The 22,328-nt window shown below is 39.6% G+C and carries 21 protein-coding genes, 2 tRNA genes and 1 riboswitch; of the genes, 18 read left to right on the top strand and 5 right to left on the bottom strand.

Translation table 11 applies throughout. The features are described from left to right. Positions 1–6: 6 nt before the first annotated feature. The 6 genes from GYM71_RS08825 to GYM71_RS08800 all read left to right on the top strand — a co-directional run bounded on the left by GYM71_RS08825 (position 7) and on the right by GYM71_RS08800 (position 6,306). A complete protein-coding gene (locus GYM71_RS08825; protein ID WP_220220183.1) occupies positions 7–2,982 on the top strand; it encodes an LTA synthase family protein in 2,976 nt (991 codons plus the stop codon). Between the two features lie 270 nt (positions 2,983–3,252). After that, the gene (tyrS, locus tag GYM71_RS08820; RefSeq protein WP_103752925.1) at positions 3,253–4,518 is read left to right on the top strand and encodes a tyrosine--tRNA ligase; all 1,266 of its coding nucleotides are present in this window, start codon (positions 3,253–3,255) and stop codon (positions 4,516–4,518) included. A 128-nt stretch (positions 4,519–4,646) separates the two neighbouring features. Next, positions 4,647–5,045, top strand: coding sequence for an NUDIX domain-containing protein (locus GYM71_RS08815; RefSeq protein ID WP_220220182.1), 399 nt, complete (start codon positions 4,647–4,649; stop codon positions 5,043–5,045). Positions 5,046–5,162: 117 nt separating this feature from the next. Further along, positions 5,163–5,501 carry a heavy metal-binding domain-containing protein gene (locus GYM71_RS08810; protein WP_103752923.1) on the top strand — a complete coding sequence of 113 codons (339 nt, stop codon included), beginning with the start codon at positions 5,163–5,165 and terminating at the stop codon, positions 5,499–5,501. 59 nt (positions 5,502–5,560) lie between these two features. Beyond that, positions 5,561–5,633, top strand: a tRNA-Thr gene (locus GYM71_RS08805). A 19-nt stretch (positions 5,634–5,652) separates the two neighbouring features. After that, a complete protein-coding gene (locus GYM71_RS08800; RefSeq protein ID WP_220220181.1) occupies positions 5,653–6,306 on the top strand; it encodes an HD domain-containing protein in 654 nt (217 codons plus the stop codon). A gap of 5 nt (positions 6,307–6,311) precedes the next feature. Here the strand turns inward: GYM71_RS08800 and GYM71_RS08795 are convergent, their stop codons facing one another. Then, positions 6,312–6,821, bottom strand: coding sequence for a methylated-DNA--[protein]-cysteine S-methyltransferase (locus GYM71_RS08795; RefSeq protein ID WP_336511399.1), 510 nt, complete (start codon positions 6,819–6,821; stop codon positions 6,312–6,314). Between the two features lie 326 nt (positions 6,822–7,147). On the opposite strand from GYM71_RS08795, the gene GYM71_RS08790 reads away from it, so the two are divergent. From GYM71_RS08790 to GYM71_RS08765, 6 genes are all read left to right on the top strand, one after another. Beyond that, entirely contained in the window at positions 7,148–8,239 is a 1,092-nt protein-coding gene (locus tag GYM71_RS08790; RefSeq protein WP_103752250.1) for a BMP family lipoprotein, read from the top strand. A gap of 124 nt (positions 8,240–8,363) precedes the next feature. After that, positions 8,364–9,434: a BMP family lipoprotein gene (locus tag GYM71_RS08785; RefSeq protein ID WP_103752251.1), complete on the top strand. Its 1,071-nt coding sequence runs from the start codon at positions 8,364–8,366 to the stop codon at positions 9,432–9,434. A gap of 79 nt (positions 9,435–9,513) precedes the next feature. After that, the gene (locus GYM71_RS08780) at positions 9,514–11,049 is read left to right on the top strand and encodes an ABC transporter ATP-binding protein (protein WP_220220180.1); all 1,536 of its coding nucleotides are present in this window, start codon (positions 9,514–9,516) and stop codon (positions 11,047–11,049) included. Continuing rightward, the gene (locus tag GYM71_RS08775; RefSeq protein WP_220220179.1) at positions 11,042–12,187 is read left to right on the top strand and encodes an ABC transporter permease; all 1,146 of its coding nucleotides are present in this window, start codon (positions 11,042–11,044) and stop codon (positions 12,185–12,187) included. The genes GYM71_RS08780 and GYM71_RS08775 overlap by 8 nt, the downstream gene beginning before the upstream one ends. Continuing rightward, a complete protein-coding gene (locus GYM71_RS08770; RefSeq protein WP_103752254.1) occupies positions 12,187–13,143 on the top strand; it encodes an ABC transporter permease in 957 nt (318 codons plus the stop codon). Before GYM71_RS08775 ends, GYM71_RS08770 begins: the two co-directional genes overlap by 1 nt. A 9-nt stretch (positions 13,144–13,152) precedes the next feature. Further along, positions 13,153–14,091, top strand: a complete 939-nt coding sequence (locus GYM71_RS08765) for a nucleoside hydrolase (RefSeq protein ID WP_220220178.1) — start codon at positions 13,153–13,155, stop codon at positions 14,089–14,091. Between the two features lie 70 nt (positions 14,092–14,161). Here GYM71_RS08765 and GYM71_RS08760 read toward each other — a convergent pair whose 3' ends face one another. Both GYM71_RS08760 and GYM71_RS08755 read right to left on the bottom strand, forming a co-directional pair. Continuing rightward, entirely contained in the window at positions 14,162–15,478 is a 1,317-nt protein-coding gene (locus GYM71_RS08760) for a C1 family peptidase (RefSeq protein WP_220220177.1), read from the bottom strand. A 144-nt stretch (positions 15,479–15,622) separates the two neighbouring features. Beyond that, complete coding sequence (locus tag GYM71_RS08755) at positions 15,623–16,051, bottom strand: Hsp20/alpha crystallin family protein (RefSeq protein WP_103752257.1); 429 nt, start codon at positions 16,049–16,051, stop codon at positions 15,623–15,625. A gap of 212 nt (positions 16,052–16,263) precedes the next feature. Between GYM71_RS08755 and greA the strand changes: the two genes are divergently transcribed. The 3 genes from greA to GYM71_RS08740 all read left to right on the top strand — a co-directional run bounded on the left by greA (position 16,264) and on the right by GYM71_RS08740 (position 19,012). After that, a complete protein-coding gene (gene greA / locus GYM71_RS08750; RefSeq protein ID WP_103752258.1) occupies positions 16,264–16,725 on the top strand; it encodes a transcription elongation factor GreA in 462 nt (153 codons plus the stop codon). An 80-nt stretch (positions 16,726–16,805) separates the two neighbouring features. Next, positions 16,806–18,119 carry a Y-family DNA polymerase gene (locus tag GYM71_RS08745; protein WP_220220176.1) on the top strand — a complete coding sequence of 438 codons (1,314 nt, stop codon included), beginning with the start codon at positions 16,806–16,808 and terminating at the stop codon, positions 18,117–18,119. Between the two features lie 230 nt (positions 18,120–18,349). Further along, a complete protein-coding gene (locus GYM71_RS08740) occupies positions 18,350–19,012 on the top strand; it encodes a CPBP family intramembrane glutamic endopeptidase (RefSeq protein WP_103752260.1) in 663 nt (220 codons plus the stop codon). A 52-nt stretch (positions 19,013–19,064) separates the two neighbouring features. Here GYM71_RS08740 and GYM71_RS08735 read toward each other — a convergent pair. Beyond that, a tRNA-Gly gene (locus GYM71_RS08735) sits at positions 19,065–19,135 on the bottom strand. 98 nt (positions 19,136–19,233) lie between these two features. Beyond that, positions 19,234–19,839, bottom strand: a complete 606-nt coding sequence (locus GYM71_RS08730) for an SOS response-associated peptidase family protein (RefSeq protein WP_220220175.1) — start codon at positions 19,837–19,839, stop codon at positions 19,234–19,236. Between the two features lie 96 nt (positions 19,840–19,935). Here GYM71_RS08730 and trpS point away from each other — a divergent pair, with 96 nt between their 5' ends. Genes trpS through GYM71_RS08715 form a run of 3 tightly spaced genes read left to right on the top strand, consistent with a single transcriptional unit; the run spans position 19,936 to position 22,024 of the window. Continuing rightward, complete coding sequence (trpS, locus tag GYM71_RS08725; RefSeq protein WP_103752262.1) at positions 19,936–20,955, top strand: tryptophan--tRNA ligase; 1,020 nt, start codon at positions 19,936–19,938, stop codon at positions 20,953–20,955. Between the two features lie 3 nt (positions 20,956–20,958). After that, positions 20,959–21,438 carry a deoxycytidylate deaminase gene (locus tag GYM71_RS08720; protein ID WP_103752263.1) on the top strand — a complete coding sequence of 160 codons (480 nt, stop codon included), beginning with the start codon at positions 20,959–20,961 and terminating at the stop codon, positions 21,436–21,438. After that, on the top strand, positions 21,368–22,024 hold the full coding sequence (locus GYM71_RS08715; protein ID WP_244986816.1) for a TPM domain-containing protein: 657 nt from the start codon (positions 21,368–21,370) through the stop codon (positions 22,022–22,024). Before GYM71_RS08720 ends, GYM71_RS08715 begins: the two co-directional genes overlap by 71 nt. A 63-nt stretch (positions 22,025–22,087) precedes the next feature. Next, positions 22,088–22,252: riboswitch (M-box (ykoK) riboswitch) on the top strand. Positions 22,253–22,328 lie beyond the last annotated feature (76 nt).

Below are 22,328 nucleotides of genomic sequence, written 5' to 3'. Positions count from 1 at the left end.
AGAAACATGAATAAAAATAAAAAAACGTTAAAAGTTGTGCAGATTGTTTGTCTGCTAGCAGCTACACTTTTCATGCTGATCCAGATGTACAGCTTGAAGGGAATTGCTGCCCGTGCACATTATTCGTTTGTTCGCTTTATGCCGAATATGCTGCACAACGCAACGATCATGATTGTACCAATGGTCTTTGGTGCTGTTTATAGCAAGAAAAAGCAAAGCGTGAGCGAAAGCTTTAAGTATTGGCTGATGGCAATTGTCACGCTAATTGTTTATTACATTCTTTTCTTCATTAAGGTGCCTGGTCGCTTTAATATGTGGCGTGTGTTTGGGATGCTATTTCCAATTATCACTAGCACTTCCGTTTTATTTGCGGGTCTGTTTTTCAGTATGCTGGTGCAACCACGTCTTTATGATTTACAACACAAATTAACAGAAAAGCAGAATCTCTTAGTTTTAAGTATTCTAACCTTGCTAGGCTTTGCTTTGAGTGCGGGGAATTTGACATTCCAGTATTCACTGTATGGACTATACCTCATCTTATTTTTTGCTTGGGGGATGTTCCTAGCCAACGTTGAAATTAAGGGTAAGGTTTTAGTCCTTGCACTATTAAGTGGCTTAGTTTCGTTTTTTGTTGTAGTAATCGGCGTTTCTGGTTTTGATGCCGTTTATTGGTCACAAATCATTTCCGGCAACGGTGGTGGTGATTGGAATCGGGAATTTTTAAACAATCCGTCTTCGCCATTTATGTTTTTACTGGTAGTTGCTGCCTTTCTGCTTTTCAAGAAAGTAATCATGACTTTCAGTGAAAAGCAAATGCGTTACTTCATACCCGTAATCATGTTGATGGACGCACCGATTTCTAATCGGTTTATGAATGCTTTCCGTTTCACTGGCTCATCTATGATTAACAAGTTAATCATGATTGTTCTCATGGTTATTATTGCGATTATTTGGGATCAGTTACTGGAGCGGTACTTATTTAAGCTAAAGCCTTGTGCAAAAGTAATTGATTATTTAAACCACGAATCCAGTTTAGCCAAGATCTGTGAAAAGGGTTGGCAAATATTTACCCGCTTTATTATTAGAAACCGGGTTAACTTGTTAACGTGGGCCTGGTTTTATATCCTGAGTTTTGGCTCGTTTCTAATTGAGTCAGACAATCTGCGGATTCAAATCAGTACTGCTGCAACTATTAATGCGATTGTCTACTTGCTAGGCACGAAGTTCTTTGCCATCATTTTGACAACGATCTTTTTAGATGCCTTGTTCTCCATTTTTTACTTTATTACGACTAGGTATTGGACTTCCAATATGCTTGTCAGCTTAATTGCGATTGGTTGGGCAATTGCGAATAAGATTAAGCTTCTTCTTCGCGGGGAACCTATTTACCCAACTGAAATTAGTGAAATCGTTAACTGGAAGACACTTTTGCCGATGGTCGGCAAGAAGCTGGTTATCGTCATTTTGATAGCCATTGTCATTGTCATCGCGCTTGATGTCTTCTTAGAACTTAAATTTACAATCAAAAAACATGGTTCATGGAAAAAGCGTGGGATTTGGGCACTGATTAGTTTGCTCTTATTCATGACGCCACTTCGTTTTAACCATGATGGTGGGGTTATTTACCACATTAACCGTGGATTTGATAACCGGCAGAAATTTAGGAATCCTGAGCGGGATATTCAGGTTAATGGGCCAGTCTTAAACTTCTTGAACTACATTGATTTGCAGATTATGGATCAGCCTGCAACAGGCTATTCTGCTTCAACAATCAAGCAGCTAAATGACAAGTATTCTAAGGTAGCAAATAGGATTAACAAAAACCGCAAGAATGATTTGCAAAAGCAAACAATTGTCTTTAACTTGAGTGAAAGTTTTGTTGATCCAAATACCTTCCCAACAATCAAATTTGAGCGTTCCGCTCCAAATCCAGTTAAATTTATTGAATCAATGAAGTCACGTTCTTCATATGGTACGATGCTTAGTGCTGGCTACGGTGGTGGTACTGCCAACATGGAATGGGAGACATTAACCGGACTGAATATGGGTCTATTTAAATCAACTTTGACACCATATGTTCAGGTTGTGCCAAATTATGACTTTTACCCAACAATTGGGATGAACTTTGATTACAAATCTGCTGTTCACCCATTTATTGGTACATACTATTCAAGACGTGAAGATTATCGCCGCTTTAAGTTCGATAAGTTTGTTTATGCCGGTTCTAAATATAAGATTATTGACCAAAAGAAACTGGGCAAGAGTGGTTATAATTCCGACTTTACAACGTATGCAAATGGTTTACACCAAATTAATTCACGTAAGGGCGGCCAGTTTATTAACCTGATTTCAATTCAGAACCACATGCCTTATAACAATTGGTATCCGCATAACGAATACATGGGCAAGATTTCCGGTGATTTGTTTAACACCCCTGCTGTCCGTGAACAGATGGCAACATATGTCAAGGGGACGCAATACACTGATAAGGCGGTTAAACAATTTATCGGTCAGATTGATAAAATTAAGAAGCCGATTACCTTGGTCTTCTATGGTGACCACTACCCAAGCATTATTTCACAAAGTTATACCGCGAAATATCCGGTACAAATGCACTCAACTCGCTACTTTATTTACTCAAATAAATATGCGCGTGAACACGGTGCTAAGACGAGATTGCCACGGAAGGCGAATAACTTTGTCAGTTCCAGTGACTTTATTGCAATGATGTTGGAACAAACTGATTCAAAGGTAACGCCATACCAAGCACTCTTAACTGAGGTTCATAAGAAACTGCCTGCAATTACCATTAACTTTGATGGCGATAAGGGTTATGAGTTAATTGGTCGCAAGGGTCAAGTAATTGATCCAAAATATCTCACTAAGAAGCAACAAGAATTATTGTCCGACTATGAGACTATTCAGTATGATATGACTGCTGGTAAGGCTTATGGTTTGGGAATTAAAGGATTCTACAAGTAAAAACGGATATTGACTTATTAAATAAAAATGAGTATGATCATTTATAATCAATTTAAGTAGCACTTCGATTCAGCGGACAGAGAACTAGCGGCTGGTGTGAGCTAGACAGGTCGAAGAAAGCGAAATACAAATAACAGGGTGGTTTCTTTAAAGACCAAGTTAAGGCGTTTATTTGAACGCAAACGTGGGTGGTACCACGGCTATGAAAAAGTAATTTAGTCGTCCCTAGATTCGATTTAGAATCTAGGGATTTTTTATTGGAGGAAAATGATGGCGAATTTTGATATCTTAGAGGACTTAAAATGGCGCGGCGCAATTAACCAGCAAACTGATGAAAAGGGTTTGGCTGAATATCTTGAAAAGCACGATGATTTAGCCTTATATTGTGGTACAGATCCGACAGGTGACTCACTTCATATTGGTCACTTAATTCCTTTTATGATTTTGAAGAGATTTCAACTTGCAGGCTACCACCCAGTTATTGTTATCGGTGGCGGAACAGGTACAATTGGTGATCCATCTGGTAGAAGCTCTGAACGAGTATTGCTTAGTGCAGAAAAACTTCACCAGAATGAATTGGCTTTAACCAGACAAATGGAAAAACTGTTTGGGACCGAGAACTTTGAAATTGTTAACAATGCTGAATGGCTGGATAAACTGAGTCTGATCGAATTTTTGCGTGAATATGGGAAACATTTCCAAGTAAACAACATGTTAAGTAAGGATGTTGTAGCCAATCGGTTAGAAAACGGTATTTCATTTACTGAATTTTCATACCAAATTTTGCAGGCCATTGATTTTTACCAATTGAATAAAGAACACGGTGTTCAAATGCAAATTGGTGGTAGTGACCAATGGGGCAACATTACGGCAGGAATTGACTTGATTCATAAATTGCTGGGTTCTGATCGCCAAGCATTTGGTTTGACCATTCCGTTGATGCTAAAAGCTGATGGAACTAAATTTGGTAAATCAGCCGGTGGTGCTGTTTGGCTTGATCCGGAAAAGACCAGCCCATATGAGTTCTACCAATTCTGGATAAACCAAGATGACCGTGACGTTGTTAAATACCTGAAATACTTCACTTTCCTCAGTCACGAAGAAATTGATGAGCTGGCAGAACAAGTTAAGAATGAGCCATGGAAACGGACTGCACAGAAGACTTTAGCTCGGGAAGTAACTAAATTTGTTCATGGACAAGAGGGCTTGCAAGAAGCAGAAATGATCACTGATGCACTATTTTCTGGTGATATCAAGGACTTGACCGTTAAGCAAATTGAACAGGGACTTAAGAGTGCCCCTACGGCTGAAGCAGATGCTAGTGCAAAGAACATTGTTGACTTCCTAGTTGAGACAAAGATTGAACCATCTAAGCGGCAAGCACGTGAAGATGTTACTAACGGTGCAATTTATATTAATGGTGACCGGCAACAATCTGTTGATTTTGTAGTTGATCCGGAAAAGGCCTTCTCTGGTAAATACGTTATTGTCCGTAAAGGGAAGAAAAAGTACACCTTAGTTAATATTACTGCCTAATTTGACGATTAAGAAACGACCTACTGCATTTTACAAAGTGGGTCGTTTTTATTTTTGGCAAAATGATGGGGTGAAGGCATTAAGTGGTTTAAAATAGAATTAACTAATTTTTGAGGGGATGATAGGCAATGCGCGCTAGGGTAATCATTTATAATCCTGATTTGACGGCAATTTTATTAATTCACCGGCAAAAAAAGCAGCGAAATTATTGGGTAGTCCCTGGCGGCGGTGCAAAAAGGAGTGAAACGCCACGAGAAACTGCCATTAGAGAAATTAATGAAGAATTACAAATAGAGTTAACGCCAGCACAATTACGGCAACTGTTTGTGATCGATGATGAATACTTCTTTTTAACCGATTATCGGCAAAAAGCTGTGCCTGACATTAGCGGCGAAGAAAAAGAGCGGTCAACTAGTACAAATGTTTATCGACCGGCTTGGGTTACTTTGTCTGAACTGTTAAAAATCAACTTGATGCCACCCGCATTAAGCAACAAGATTCTGGCAGTGATTAAATATCGACTGTAAATATTTGTTTTATTATTTTTGGATTTATGATTGACATGTTACTATCTGTTAATTCATAATTTGGTTTTAGCAATATAAACTTATTGACTAAAAGGCCCTAATAAAGGAGGCTCACCTATGAGTAATGATGAAATATTAGTTACAACAACTGAAAATATACCTGGTAAGGAATACGAGGTTATCGGTGAAGTATTTGGTTTAACGACCCAGTCTAAAAATATGATTAAAGACTTCGGTGCAGGTTTAAAGTCAATGGTTGGTGGAGAAATCCGCAGCTATACACAAATGTTGCAAAAGTCACGTGAACAAGCTTTAGAGCGCTTGCGGCAAGAAGCTGTAGAAAAAGGTGCTGACGCAATTGTGATGATGCGCTTTGATTCTGGTACAATTGGTGGTGACATGCAATCAGTTGTTGCCTATGGAACAGCAGTGAAATTTCGCTCAAGTGCAGAATAATTAATTACTGCGGAGATATCCACCGGACAAGGTGGATATTTTTTTGATAAAATATTCTTGCCGCTTTAGCTCAGGAGGTAGAGCACCGCCGTGGTAAGGAGGAGGTCCTCAGTTCAAATCTGGGAAGCGGCTTAGTGAAAGGAAGATAAAGTTGGATTTAGATAAGATTACCAGTTTTGTTAAACAGCAATTAAAAGATGAAAAAACCGGGCATGATTTTTATCATGGCCGGCGAGTTGCCAATTTAGCTAGTCAAATGTATTTGCAGGATAACCCAGATGCACGACCTAATAGCCGCATGGTGGCAATTATTAAAGCAGGAGGGTATTTGCACGATACGATTGACGAAAAGATCTGTGCGGACCCTGAGGCGGTTATCGCGCAAATTAAACAGCTATTACCCCAGGCTGGTTTTACTGAATTAGAAGTCCAGGATATTTTGTTTACGATTCAGCATATGTCTTTCTCCCAAAATATTGAGCATCATTACCAATTGCCGGTTTCTGGTGAATATGTTCAGGATGCGGACCGAATTGAAAGCTTAGGAGCTATGGGAATTGCCCGTGCTTTTACCTATGGTGGTGCTCATGGAAATGCAATTTATGACCCTGAAATTAAGCCCCAGAAGTTGGTCAGTCACGATCAATATCGTGAACATACGGAAACAACGATCAATCATTTTTACGAAAAGTTATTCCAACTTGAAGATTTGATGAATACCGCTGGTGGTAAAAAAGAAGCACACAGAAGAACAGAATTCATGCGTGCTTTTGTTAAAGAATTTATGGCGGAATGGGATGTTTAAAAGTGCTACAGCGCCTGCTCCATTTGTAATAGGGCTTGTTTGCGCTCAATTCCGCCAGCATATCCAATTAATGAGCCATCCTGGCCGATAACCCGGTGGCAAGGAATAATCAGGGTAATAGGATTGTGACCAACAGCTCCGCCGATTGCCCGTGCCTTGTTAATCTTTTTCGATTCCTGTTTTTGCAACTGGTCAGATAACTCTTTGTAAGTTGTAGTTTGTCCGTAAGGAACTTTTTGTAATTCCTGAAAAACTTGCTCACGAAAAAGTGTTACCTCTGGTTTGATTGGAACCGCGAATGGATCGGGCTGTTGCCCGGAGAAATATTCGGTTAGCCACTGTAATGTCAGCTTAAGTGGCCGCACTATTTTTTCATCTGCTTGTTCTAGCTGATAGTTTGCGCCGAAAAATTTTTGGTCATTAAACCATAGACCGAGTAAGTACTGATCACTACTTAAAAGGATCATTTCGCCAAGAGGCGACTGATAGGTTGCTTTGTGTAAAATCTTGTTCATAAAATTTAACCGTTAATTTTTAGAGAACCACGTCAATCGTGGCTCTTTTTTATTGCTGATATTTAAGCTTATTTTAGCCCAAAAGTTCTTACTTTAATAGCGAGAAAAAGGAGATTCCTATCAGGATAACTTTACATAAATTCGTAAAATCAAAAAAATTTTGTTTTTGTGCTTGTTGCATACAAAAATAGATAGCATTAAGCTTACATTCTGGTCTATACCAAATATAAACCGCATGATATCAACACTCTATGTTGTGCTGTTCTTTTGACATAGCTACTAAATATTGATATTTTAGGTAATGTAAATAAACAGGAGGTCAAAAGATGAGGACGAATATTAAGAAGATTTTTTCACTTGCAACGGTGGCAGTTACAGCGGGGATTGCCCTGACGGCTTGTTCTGGCAAAAAACAGGGCGGTAGTGGTAACTCTACCAATAATGCTAAGCATTCAATCGCGCTGATTACTGATACTGCTGGTGTTAATGACAATTCATTTAATCAGTCAGCTTGGCGCGGCTTTAAGGCATACGGCAAAGAACATAACATCAAGCGTGGCCGTAATGGATACCAGTACTTCCAATCAAGCAGTGCAGCAGACTTCGAACCAAATTTTGACCAGGCAAGTAAGGCCGGTTATCAAACCATTTTTGGTATTGGTTATAGTCTAAAAGATGCTGTTAGCGCAGCTGCCAAAAAGGATCCCAAGAAAAACTTCGTTATTGTTGATGACGTGGTTAAGGGTCAAAAGAACGTTGCTTCTGCAAACTTCAAGAGTGAACAAGCTTCTTATTTAGCCGGTGTTGCTGCCGCTACCCAAACTAAGACTAATGTAATTGGTTTTATCGGTGGTGCACACAGTGATATTATTGACCTCTTCGACGCTGGTTTTACTAAAGGTGTGAATGACCAAGCCAAAAAGCTCCATAAGAAAATTACCCTGTTAAATCAATATGTTGGCAACTTTACTAGTGCTGATAAAGAAAAAGCAATTGCCCAATCAATGTACGCTAAAAAAGCGGATATTGTCTTCCATGCTTCGGGATTAGCCGGAAATGGTCTTTTCCAAGAAGCAAAAGCTATTAACCAGAACCGTGCTGCAGATAAAAAAGTTTGGGTTATCGGTGTTGATGTTGACCAATCATATCTCGGCAACTACAAGACTAAGGACGGTAAAAAAGATAATTTTGTCCTAACTTCCGTCATTACAGGCGTAAATGTAGCTACTCATGATATTGCCAACCGTGCATATAACGGTAAGTTCCCTGGTGGTAAGCAACTAGTTTACGGCCTTGATACAAATGGTGTTTCCATTATGCGTGGTCATATCAATGACACTGCATGGAACTATTCGCGGAAGGCACGCAGCGAAATTATTGCTGGTAAGATTAAAGTGCCAATTCACCCTGCTAAATAGTTCGCCTTTAACATAACTATAGTTTTTTAAGCCCTTTATATTACATCTTATTCTTGAAATTATACGTATTTTATAATAAAGTAGTTAATGAAAAGTTCGTATTTTGTGGAGGGTAAGAAAAATTATGGGTAAGAAATTTACGAAGCTTTTGTCTTTAGGAGCACTTGCTGCGTCATTTACGTTGCTGGTGAGTGGTTGTTCTGGTAAAAAACAGAATTCAACCGCGCAAAGTAAAAAGGACAGTATTGCTTTAATTACAGATAGTAATGGTATCAACGACCAGTCTTTTAATCAGGCTGCTTGGGAAGGCTTTAAAGCTTACGGTAAAGAGCACAACTTGCAAAAAGGCAGTGGCTATCAATATTTTCAGTCAAATAGTGCCACTGACTACACGCCTAACTTTAATCAAGCTGCTAAGTCAGGCTATAAGACAATTTTTGGTATCGGTTATTTGTTAAAGGACTCTGTCAGCGCGGCTGCTAAAAAGAACCCGAAGAAAAACTTTGTAATTGTTGATGATGTGATTACTGGTCAGAAGAATGTTGCTTCTGTAACTTTTATGAGTAACCAGTCTTCATATTTAGGCGGAGTTGCTGCAGCGTACTCCACTAAGACTAACAAGGTTGGTTTTATTGGTGGTGCCAAGTCAGCGATTATTGGCTCATTTGAAAGCGGCTTTAAGCAAGGCGTTGAAGACGCGGCTAAGGCAATGCACAAGAAAATTACTGTCAGTTCCCAATATGTTGGCAACTTTACTTCGACTGATAAGGCTAAATCAATGGCGCAATCGATGTATGCAGATAAATGTGATGTGATTTTCCAAGCTGCTGGCTCTGCCGGAAATGGTGTTTTCCAAGAAGCAAAAGCACATAACCAAACACGTCTAGCTGATCAAAAAGTCTGGGTTGTTGGTGTTGACGTTGACCAGCAAAACATGGGCGAATATAAGGCAAAAGATGGTAAAAAAGCTAACTTTACTTTAACTTCAGTGCTGAAGGGCTTAAATGTTGTCACTAAATCTTTAGCTGATGACGCTGTTAAAGGCAAGTTCCCGGGTGGCAAGCATTTAGTTTACTCGTTAAAGGGTAACGGTGTTTCCGTCACTAAGGGGAACCTTTCGCCTAAAGCTTGGGCAGCAGTCCAAAAGGCGAGAACAGAAATTATTGCTGGCAAAATTAAAGTTGCGCAAAATTAGCAGTTAGTTAAATGTTTTTAAGAACTCTTTGTGTATTAATATGCAAAGAGTTTTTTACAAAAGGAAATTAATAATTGAAATGAAAAATACGACTAATGTAATTGAGATGCGGCATATAGTCAAAGACTTTAACGGCTTTAAGGCTAATAATGATATTAACCTTACTTTGCAAAAAGGTGAGATTTTAGCCCTTCTTGGTGAAAATGGTGCGGGAAAGTCAACTTTGATGAGCATTTTGTCAGGACTGCTCATGCCAACTTCTGGTGAAATCATTGTTCGCGGGCAAAAAGTAGCAGTCAAAAATCCGACTGTAGCTAAGGATCTAGGAATAGGCATGGTTCACCAGCATTTTATGTTGATGAATTCATTTACGGTTTTGGAAAATATTATTTTAGGCCACGAAACGACTAAGGGCCCGAAACTTGATTTCAAAAAAGCCCAAAAGCAGATTGAGGAGTTATCTGCTCGGTATAATTTAAATGTTGATCCAAATAAAAAAGTGGGCGAAATAACAGTTGCCCAGCAGCAGAGAGTAGAAATATTGAAGGTCCTTTATCGCGGCGCTGATATTATGATTTTTGATGAACCCACTGCTGTTTTAACCCCGCAAGAAATAACCGAGTTTATTCAGATCTTGCAAGAATTGGCCAAAGAAGGAAAGTCAATCATCTTGATTACGCACAAGCTGGAAGAGATTAAGCGGGCTGCTGATCGGGTTACGGTTATCCGTGCTGGTAAAAGTGTGGGTACGTTTAAAGTAGCAGATGTATCTAATAATCGTTTGGCTGAGTTAATGGTTGGCCGTCATGTTGATATGCGACTGGATAAACCTGAAGCCAAGCTAGGTAAAACAACGCTTAAAGTTAGCGATTTAAAGGTAAAAAATAAGCAAGGCATTTTAACGCTTAAGGGCTTATCTTTTAACTTGCGTGCAGGTGAAATTTTAGGAGTTGCAGGAATTGATGGCAACGGTCAAGACGAATTAGCTCGGGCGTTAACTGGCATGCAGCACGTTGATTCAGGCAAGGTTATGATTAATGACGAAGACATGACTAACCAAAAGGTCCGCAAGATTACTGAAAAGGGCGTTTCCTATATTCCTTCTGATCGGCAAAAATACGGCTTGATTTTGCCATTTTCAATTTCTGATAATTTGGCATTGCAAAATTATTACCGTGAGCCATACTCTAGCCATCATTTAATGCATTATGATGCTATTCATCAGCATGCTAATCAGTTGATTAAGAAGTTTGATATCCGGACTACAGGCAGCAATCTGCCAGTCAGTGACCTATCCGGTGGTAACCAGCAAAAAGTAATCATTGCACGTGAACTGAACCTTAACAGCGATTTAATTATTGCCTTTCAACCAACGCGTGGACTTGATGTTGGTGCAATTGAGTATATTCATAAACAGCTGCTCCTTGAACGGGCTAAGGGTAAAGCAATTTTATTAATTTCCTATGAACTAGATGAAATTATGCAGTTGTCTGATCGAATTATTGTTCTTCATGACGGTAAGATTTCCGGTGAAGTAAAACCCGAAACAACCAGTGATGAAGAATTAGGCTTGTTAATGACGGGTATCAAGAAAGAAGGCAACGCTCTTGCTTAAAGTAAATCCCAAAACTAAAAAAATCTTAGTACCAATTATTTCAATTCTCGCCGGCTTTTTAGTTGGTGCTTTAATTATGCTTATATGGAGCTATAATCCGTTTGAAGCATATGCGTCAATGTTTTCGAGTGCTCTGGGCAATATGAATGGAATCGGTGAAACTATTCGTGAAGCTACACCGCTGATTTTTACGGCTATTGGTTTTGCCATTGCCTCTAGCGCCGGCTTTTTCAATATTGGGTTACCCGGACAGGCACAAGCTGGCTGGCTAACTTCAATTTGGGTGGTGCTTGCTAATCCTAATATGCCTAAGGCATTATTGCTGCCACTTGCAATTATTGCCGGGATTGCTGCCGGTGCATTAGTTGCCGGAATTGCCGGCTGGCTGCGGGCCCAGTTTGGGACCAACGAAGTGATTACTACGATTATGTTGAACTATATTGTGCTTTATTCTTGCCAGTATTTAATGCAGCAGATTATGCCGAAAACGATGAGAATTGATACTGACACAACTAAAACAATTGCTGCTAATGGTAGTTTAAAAATTGACTGGCTCAGCTCGATGTTTGGCGATTCGCGGATTAATGCGGGAATTTTCTTAGCTATTATTGGTGTGTTCATTTACTGGTACTTAATGAAAAAGACAACCACCGGCTTTGAAATTCGGTCGGTCGGTGCTAACCCATTTGCCAGCCGTTATGCCGGAATGTCGACGAAGAAAAATATTTTGTATTCAATGCTTTTATCCGGTGGCTTTGCCGGCTTAGGCGGTGTTGTTCAGGGATTAGGAACATATCAAAATTACTTTACCCAGACAACTAGCTTGGATATCGGTTGGGACGGTCTTTCTGTTGCCTTACTGGGTGGTGGAACAGCCATTGGCATCCTGTTAGCAGCAATTTTATTTTCGATTTTAAAAATTGGTGGTTTGGGGATGCAGACGATTGCCGGGATTCCTTATGAAATAGTTTCGATTGTGATTGCAGCAATTATCTTCTTTGTGGCGATTCAATATGTGATTGGCTTGCTCTTTAAAAATAAGCGGGTAACTGCTAGTGACTCGCAGCAAGAAGAAAAGATAGCTACTACTCAGGATCAGGCACCAAGTGCAACCAGCACTGAAGGAGGACGAAACTAATGAATTTGCTTACCATTTTATCTTTATTGGTGTCTTCCACCTTCGTTTACTCAACGCCGCTAATCTTTACTTCACTAGGTGGCGTTTACAGTGAAAATTCTGGGATTACAAACGTTGGCCTTGAAGGAATTATGACCATGGGCGCTTTTGCCTCAGTAGTCTTTAACCTGACTTTTGCATCCACCTTTGGCAAAGCCACCCCTTGGCTAGGGTTAATTGTTGGTGGAATAGTCGGTTTAGTATTTTCACTGCTTCATGCGGTAGCAACAATTAACTTCCATGCGGATCATGTCATTAGTGGGACGGTTTTGAACTTGATGGCTCCACCACTCGGCGTCTTTCTCGTTAAAGCGATTTATGATAAAGGTCAAACCGAAAACATTACGCAAAGTTTTGGCTATTTCAGCTTTCCTGGCTTGGCCAATATTCCAGTAATTGGACCAATTTTCTTTAAAAACACTTCTGCACCTGCTTGGCTGGCAATTATTGTTTCTATTTTGTTATGGTGGATTTTATATAAAACCCGTTTTGGTTTGCGTTTACGTTCTTGTGGTGAGAATCCCCAAGCAGCTGATACAATGGGAATTAACGTTTACGCCATGAGATATGCGGGCGTTCTTATTTCCGGTTTCTTAGGAGGAATTGGTGGGGCAGTTTTTGCACAGGCCATTTCTGGTAATTTTTCCATTTCAACTATTGTGGGACAAGGTTTTATGGCGTTAGCCGCAATGATTTTTGGTAAATGGAATCCGCTTGGAGCAATGCTGGCATCATTATTCTTTGGCTTTGCGCAAAGTATTAGTATTATTGGTAACCAGCTGCCATTTTTCAATCATATCCCATCAGTTTATATGCAAATTGCACCGTATGTAATTACGATTGTCATTTTGGTATTATTCTTTGGTAAATCAGTTGCACCCGCAGCAGACGGACAAAATTATATTAAGTCAAAATAAGGAGAACAAATGAAAGAAATTTATTTTAATCATGATGGTAATATCGACGATCTAGTGTCGTATTTGCTTTTCTTACTCGCACCCGATATTAAGTTGCTTGGCGTCAGTGCAATTGATGCCGACGGTTATATTGACCCGTCTGTGGAAGTTTGCCGCAAAATGACGGATCGGTTTAATTTAAGGGGAGACCAATTAGCGATAGCAAAGTCTAATTCTCGTGCGGTCAATCAATTCCCGGCCGATTGGCGAACAGCGTCCTATTCTTTTAACTCTTTGCCGCTATTAAATGAGGCCGGCAAGATGATGACTAAAGAAGCTGATCAACCAGCTCATCTTGATATCGTAACTAAACTGGAAAATGCCCGAAAACCAGTGACGCTGGTAATGACGGGCCCGTTGACCGACTTGGCACGTGCACTTGATGCCGCCCCAGCGATTGAAAATAAAATTGCCAAGCTTTACTGGATGGGTGGCTCGCTTGATGGTCACGGCAATGTGGTTCAAGTTAACGCTGATGGTACCCAAGAATGGAATGCTTTTTGGGATCCGTTTGCGGTCGAACGCGTTCTTAAGTCAAATATTGCAATGGAAGTTATCGGCCTTGAAAGTAGTGAAGAGTTGCCTTTGACGGACGAATTGAAGATGCACTGGGCAAGTTTACGCAAGTATCCTGCAATTGATTTAGTGGGGCAGGCTTATAGTCTCCTCGTTAATCCGCCAATTCAAACGATGCAACTCTACTTCTGGGATGTTTTAACGGCAATTAGTGCTCTTTATCCTGAAGTAGTTTTAGCTTCAGAAAAAAGGCGGGTTAAGGTAGTTACAACCGGAACTGCAGCCGGGCGAATGGAAGATGATCCTAACGGTCGCGAGATTACCTTAGTAACTAAAGCTGATAAAAAGCTGTTTTTCAAGAAATTTGACGAAATTCTGATGCGGGCAGAATAAGTTTGATAATGACAAAAAAAGACGAAATTCGTTTAACGAGTTTCGTCTTTTAAGTTATTTAAATTTAGGCTTAGGCGATTGAATCCCATGCTGGCAGGTCAGTTACTGGACCTTCGGCTAAGGCAACTTGTTCAGAAGTTAGGTACTTTTTGTGGACAACTACTTCATAAACATATTCTTTAAACCATTTGTCGTTCATAACGAAGAAGCCTTTGTCACCGTTCTTTTCGCCCCAGGAGTTTTCGACTTTCCACTGGCGAATTTGGCCTTTATCTTCATCGACACCAACTAATACCATTGCATGACTGGCGTAACCTGAACCGGTCCGTAGACGGTCAGCTTTTGACATGCTGAGATCGACGCCGTATAAGTCACTGTACTTGTACAAATCGCTGTCAAGATATCCTTGCTTACGGTCGCTTTGAACAAGGACATCATTACCAAACCAAACAGCTTCACCATCTTTTAACTGGTTAACAGCGTAAGTTTCTAAGTATTCCATCGGTACATTCAAGAACTTAATTCTGCAGACGCCGCCAACGTTATCAGCAAATGGAATGCCGTACAACTTGTTATATTCACGATCAGGAGCGTTAGTTAAAACAACGTAATCATTAAAGTCAACCTCGCCCATGTACTTGTGTAAAAATTCAAGTGGTGTCAAGTCTTTGTCCAAGTGGTACTTCTTGTCATCATCGCGGTATTCAAGGTCAAATTTCTTTGGTGGCTCACCGACTGCAATTGCCGTCATCTGGTAGACTTCACTTAAAAATTGCTCGCGTGCTTGCTCGACTTCTTTGTCTTTGCCTGCTTGCTTCAATTCCCGCAATACTAATGCATCTTTTCTCAATTTATCGCCTAAAGTCTTGCCAAACGCATCAGTGTTATTGGCGTTGAAACTTTCAGGCATGGCGTATGACGGAACGACACCATATTTTTCGATTAAAGCAGCACCCATATGAAAATGTCCGCCATCTTCGCCGGCTCCGCCTAAGATGGCTTCAACCGTACGTGAATTTAATTTTTCATCAGCGGTAGCCAAAATGTTGTCATAAAAAGTGTTGGCACGTTCAATTTTGTCCCAGAAAAAATTATAACTTTGTGAAAAAGTAAAATTCTTGCAGTGATATTTTTTACCAAATTGATGACGTAGTATGTTCAGAGTGGCAAATTCCCAACAGCGGCCTGAATGAAGTTGGTTAGTAACATTTTCAGTATCTAATTCTGTTGAAAAAACACGTGTTAGTTCATTTTGAACCCGCTCGTTATAAGCTGCCATCGAAACGCCGCTTTTTTGAGCAGCACGGGCAACAACCTGATTTTTGGGGTTGTCATTAAAATTGTTCGCAAACTTTTCAAGCTCTTGAACAGTAATTTTGTGTCCCATTAATAATTCTCCTTTTTTAATCTAATTTTAAATTACTTTATATTTTAAGCCAAAAGAAAAACGGGTTCAATAGCTGAACTCGTTTTAGAGAATTATTTGTATTGGCAACTTATCTTGAACTTCTTGCAATCTTTATTAAATAAGTTAATCAATTTGAATTGAATTATCACTTTGACCAGAACTTTGTTTTGGTAAAGTAATAGTCAATACACCATTATCATACTTTGCATGGATCTCACTTGCAACCACATTTGGTAATCTGAAGCTGCGAGAAATGTGACCTTCGCTTCTTTCACGGTGAATAAGACTATTATTCTTATCATTAGATAGGTCTTTGAATGATTTTCTAGAGCCTGATACGCTCAAAATGCCGTTATTGTAGTTTAAGTTAATATCATTTTTATCCATTCCAGGCATGTCTACTTTGATAATGTATTCTTTATCATTTTCAACAACGTCTGATTGCATTAATTTGGCCATATCGCCATCGTCAAAAAATTTTCTTGGAAGATCAAACCAATCGTTCATCGCATCAAATAAGTCATTGTGCCGATTCATCATATCATTTGCCATAGTAAAAAGCTTCCTTTCAAATTTAATTAAGTTTTGTAATGAGGTGTTTGCTATTTCCTCATTACAGTTATTATTATAGTACCTAGAAAATTAAAATTAAAGCATTTAGCACTCTTTATTTTCGAGTGCTAAAAATAAAAGCTGAAAACTGTTGTGGCAGTAATAATAGCTTGTGGAAAAAATTTTTCTAACAAACAAAAGGAGTAAAAATATTGGTTTATTATCAGAAAATGACGCCGGAAGGTTACCAAAAAATTAAGAACGAAATTGCTGAATTGAAAAAGGATCGTCCGCGCAGAATTAAGATTTTGCAAGAGGCCCGGGCACTGGGTGACTTGTCGGAAAATACTGAATACACTGAGGCTAAGCGTGATCTGGGTCACTTACAAAGCCGCGTGCGGTACTTAGAAAAACAACTAAAATATGCTGATGTTGTTGATAAAACCGCTGATGGGAAGGTTGACCTTGGTAAGACAGTCACACTTAAATTTGATGATGATGACGAAACAGAGAAGTATAAAGTAGTTGGCCGGATGGAAGCCGATATTGCCGACGGAAAGGTTGCGTTTGATTCACCTCTTGGGCAAGCAATAATGAAAAAAGAGGTGAATACGACAGTTAGCGTAATGGCGCCTGCGGGAGAATATCACGTTACTATTATGGCAATTGACTAAATTTTGCACTTGATTAATCGAACTAGCGTTTGTATAATTAACTTTAAACGAACAAAGGTTTGTAACAAGGAGTGGAAAAAATGTATGATTATCGTTATGAACCCCACCGCGTAGTGTTTATGATTGATAATAAGTCATTTTTTGCAAGCTGTGAGGCGCTAGAACTAGGACTTAATCCCATGAAGGCTGTGCTGGCAGTGGTGTCCCATCAGCCTGATAGCAAGTATGGTTCAGGGTTAATTATGGCGGCTTCTCCTTTAGCAAAAGCAAAGTATGGTTTAACTAACGTGATGCGTGTGCGCGATTTGCCCACTAAAAAAGATGCACCTGATTTATTGCTGGTTGATCCGCATATGAATTTATATATTAAGCGCAGCATGCAAGTGCTGGATATATTTCGTGAATATGCGGCGGATGAAGATATTCATGCGTATTCAATTGATGAAAGCATGATTGATATGACTAAATCTTGGCATTTGTTTGGGGATGATCCCTATTTAGTCGCACGTAAAATTCAGTGTGAGATTAGGGATAAATTGGGCCTATACACTACCTGCGGAATTGGTGAAAATCCGCTTCTTGCCAAACTAGCAATGGATATTTCTGCTAAGCACCGCCATTCAATGATTGACTATTGGCATTATATTGATGTTCCCGATACAATTTGGCGAATTACTGATATGGAAGAAGTCTGGGGAATTGGCAAAAGAACAGCCCATCATCTGCGGCGTTTGCATATCAATAATATGTATGAATTAGCACATACCGATCCCGCGATTTTGAAGAAAGAATTTGGCGTAATTGGTGAACAATTATTTGCAATGAGCTGGGGTGTTGATCGCAGTATTATTAGCGAAAAGTTTTTTCCAAAAATGAAAAATTATGGTAACTCGCAAATTTTAACCAAGGATTATACTAATCAGCGTGAACTCGAAATTGTTTTGCGTGAAATTGGTGAGCAAGTTGCTGCCAGAATTCGTGCGCATAAACTTCAAACCCAATGCGTTAGCTTGTATGTTGGCTTTTCGCAGTATAAACCGACAGGCAATCGAACGGGCTTCAATGTTCAGCGGAAAATTTCACCGACTAATGACAATGATTTACTCGTACAAGAAATACTTGCTTTGTTTCGCAAAAATTGGCGTGGTGAAACAGTTCGGGCGCTGGGAGTCAGCTGCAGCAGGCTCATTCCGGATACTTGTCAGCAATTAACCTTTTTTATGCAGCCTTCTACCCAAATAAAGAAACGTAAAATTGATGAAACGATTGACCAAATAAGGCGAAAATATGGCTTTAAAAGTTTGGTTAAAGCCTCCAGTCTAATGGAAGGCGCTACGGCAATAAGACGTAGCAGCCTAGTGGGTGGTCATAATGGCGGAAACGCGTACGAATAATTGTGATAAAGTAGCCATGTATCGCTTAACTGACTGTTACCAAAAGCATTTGCGCTTATTCAGTATTGCCGAGAAAAATCCTTTTTAAAATAAGCACTTAGGCTTGGTTTGAGTGCAAGATGCTAACAATAAAAAGCAAACTGAAAAATCTAAGCTGGCGTTTCATAAAATTAGCTTTTTTTGCTATAATATGGAATTTGTAAGGTACATATAGGATAGAGGTAATTTTAGTGAATACACCAGCATCAAGAGAGGGCAACCTTATACGCTACATCGTTTATTTTATTGGTTATTTAATGGTTGCTGGCGTAATCAAGTTAGTTGCTAAAAATTCGCCAATCCATATCTGGGATCTGATTTTATTTGCAACAATTTCTTTGATGATATTACTATTTTTTATTTATCGGTTTAACCGTGAACAGCGCTTTTTTGACCGAAGTTTTTCTGGCTCCTGGCTTAGCAATTTTGGTCTGATTATCAGCTTAACGATAGTTGTGACCGCCTTGCGAATTTGTACTGCCTGGTTGCAGTCTTATGGCAAAATTAAATTCTATGGTTTTCAAATTGCTTATTTGCAGCATGAATCTGTCGCGACCTATTGGTTCCTAGTGGTAGCAGTTGGCTTGGTTTTGCCAATTTTGCAGGAATTTTTGACAACCGGCTTTTTATTTAATTATGCTTTCCGTAGTAATACGGTGGCAACAGCCATTTTAGGAATTATTACTTCTGGTATCTTATTTAGTCTGCTTAACTGGCAAAGCTCTGTCCCCTTGCTGGTGGTTAATGCACTATTTGGGGCAATTTTTGCTTGGTCGTACTTATATACGCAAACAATGTGGATGCCGGTCTATTTAGCGGCATTAAATGGCGTTATTTTACTAATTATGACCTAATTTATGAACAACAAAAAAGGCAATGATGTTTAAATCATTGCCTTTTAATCTAAGCGGATAGCGTGAATCGAACCCGCATCTTCAGCTTGGGAAGCTAACGTTCTACCATTAAACTATACCCGCATTACTGAATAAGTTTACCATTTTTTAGCGGTAAAACCAAGCTTTGTTTTTGGTCTAATGCAAGAAGTTAGCTTTAAGTGTAGTTAGGTAAGCAAAATTTACTTTCGGTTGGGGACTTTGGCGGAAGTTAAGCTTATTTGCTTGCGATCGACTAAGCTAGAAAAGTCCTGAAAAAGCCACTGGCGCAGTTCACTAGGTGCGATAATTAGCGGCATGCGGTCATGTACCGGTGCCATAACAGAATTTGGCTTAGTAGTTGCCATTGAAAAATAATCATTTTGATAAATCCCGGCGATTAAAGTTAATGGTTCATCTGGATTATGAAAGGTAAACCGTTCGTGATACTGATGTTTGTTGGTGGCAGTGTAAGTTTTACGCCCAGATTCGAAGAACTGATTAGCAATGATGATGCACCTTGACTTAGCAAAGGAAGAATCCCACATCGACCGCTTTTTTTCGAAGAAGCGCTCAATGCGAGCGTTAAAAACAACCTTTTTGTGGTCAAATGGACTGGGATAACCCCAGGTTTTAGGAACCAGCTCCAAGCGATTATCTTGATAAAGCAGCACTGGCGCAATCCCTTTAGGAAAAACGCTACAGTTTTCAGGAAAGTCAAATGATGGTTCTTCTAAAGGTAAATGAAGGTCACTAACTAAATACTTTTTGGTATCTGCCAAACTTGGCAGTTGAAATTGATTGCACATTTTATCCTCCATATTTAATCATTGCTTAATTTTTGGTAGAATTAACTGTAATTATCACATTAAAGCAGGTTTTATTTTTAGGAAAGGTTAAAGACAATGAATAAAAAAGTTATCCTTACAGGTGACCGCCCAACGGGAAAGTTGCACGTAGGTCATTATATTGGTTCGTTGAAAAACCGCGTGCTGCTACAAAATTCAGGTGAGTATCATCCGTATATTATGATTGCCGATACGCAGGCGTTAACTGATAACGCTCGTGATCCTGAAAAAATTCGGGCTAGTCTAATCCAAGTTGCCCTAGATTATCTGGCTGTGGGGATTAATCCTGAAATTTCAACTATTTTTGTTCAGTCTCAGATTTCCGCCTTATTCGAGCTTACTGCTTATTATATGGACTTAGTGACTGTTAGTCGCCTAGAACGCAACCCAACAGTTAAGGCCGAAATTAAGCAAAAAGGCTTTAACGATTCAATTCCAGTCGGATTTTTGAATTATCCAGTTTCACAAGCAGCCGATATAACTGCTTTTAAAGCAACACTTGTACCGGTGGGAGACGACCAAGAACCAATGCTTGAACAGGCACGAGAAATTGTCCGCACCTTTAATCGGGTATATCACTGCAATGTTTTGGTTGAACCGGAAGGTTACTTCCCAGAAAAAGGCCAGGGTCGGTTGCCAGGGCTGGACGGCAATGCAAAAATGTCGAAATCTTTGGGTAATGCAATTTATTTATCGGATGACGCTGCAACAGTTCAGAAAAAAGTGATGTCGATGTATACTGATCCTGATCATATTCATGTCGAAGATCCAGGTAAGGTAGAAGGCAATACTGTGTTTACTTATCTTGATATTTTTGATCCTGACAAGAATAAAGTAGCAGAATTGAAGGAAGAATACCAAAAAGGCGGCTTGGGTGACGTTAAAATTAAGCGCTATTTAAATACCGTCTTAGAAAATGAGTTGGAGCCAATTCGTCAGCGTCGCGCACGCTACGAGCAAAATCAGGATGAAGTTTACGAAATGCTGATCGAAGGCTCGAAAAAAGCTAATGAGGTTGCCAATCAGACTTTGGATGAAGTTCGTGATGCAATCGGTTTGAATTACTTTAAGAGGTAAAAAATGCACAACCGGATTCCTTGGAAGCAGTATTTTATGATGCAGGCACTGGTAATTGCCCAGCGCTCAACTTGTGACCGTGCTCTTGTTGGCAGTGTTTTGGTCAAGGATAATCGGATTATCGGGACGGGTTATAACGGTTCGGTTACCGGCGAGCCCCATTGCGATGATGTCGGTCACCAGCTCGTTGATGGGCACTGCGTAAGAACGATTCATTCCGAGATGAATTCACTGATTCAATGTGCGCGCAATGGTGTTTCAACTGATAACACAGAAATTTATGTAACACACTTTCCTTGCTATAATTGTGCTAAGGCTCTTGTTCAAGCGGGTATTAAACGAATCAATTATTATTTTGATTATCATGATAGTCCGCTGGCAATTGCACTATTTAAAGATTGTGGGGTTCCTTATGAACAAATTAAAATTGACCGTAAATATGTGGAGCAATTGGCACATAAATTGGAGGAAGCTGAGAACTAAGCTGACCTTGCTAACAGCTTTACTGGGCATTTTTTTCACGATGACTGCTTTTTCTAACCCATATGTTCACGATAATGGGCATTTATTAGAAAAGAAAACGAGTAAGCTGATTAAGGAAAAAAATGATCGCTACCTGCAGACAAGCGAGCAACCAGTAATCATTGTAAAAACGGTCAATCGGGTTGACCATTTAACACCCAAAAAGTTAAACAAATATAAGCGGACAGTTTTTATTGTTGTAGGTAGTGCCAATAAGAAACGTAATGTGCAGATCTATTCAAGTAAAGATTTGCACGGTGCTTTTACGGCTGATGTTAGGGGAACGATTATCCGCTCGCAGTCTAACCAATTGCGAAGTAATAACAAAAAAGAATTTAACCGTGGATTGCGTTTTGTCTTTCGTGCCTGTGCGACCACGATTGATCAGCGCTACCAGTACGCGTTAGATAAATATGATCTTTCAAGTGAAGAGCGTGCTCAACTGTCACATCCGCGTCGACTTGCCTTACCAATTGCGCTTTGTCTAGTTATAGTAATTGGCGGCTTAATGTACTTCTTTAGAAATAACCTGCATTTGAAAAAATAAGTAAAAAGGTTGACTTAATGCGCAGTTTTGTATTACACTCACAATGCAAATTAAATAAGTAAACAAATAAACTGTTAGGTGAGACTCCTACGTGAACATATGCTATCGCCCGGAAACATCCAGAGATGCCAACGAGTTAAATAGTTTCCGTCGACATAAGGCGGTAACCAGATAGCTAGCTATAGGCTTACGTTGCGTAGTGTTAAAACTGAACGACGAGTATAATGATACCTTGTTTAAAAGGGGGTCACCAGCGGCAGCTTAGGTGGGTCCCTTTTTAGTTTGTTTGCGTTTTTGGAAAAAG

The organism is Lactobacillus panisapium, from assembly GCF_019469265.1.
In the GTDB taxonomy this organism is placed as follows: Bacteria; Bacillota; Bacilli; order Lactobacillales; family Lactobacillaceae; genus Lactobacillus; species Lactobacillus panisapium.
Note: the sequence above shows the minus strand (reverse complement) of the source record. Positions and strands in the feature narration are given on the sequence as shown.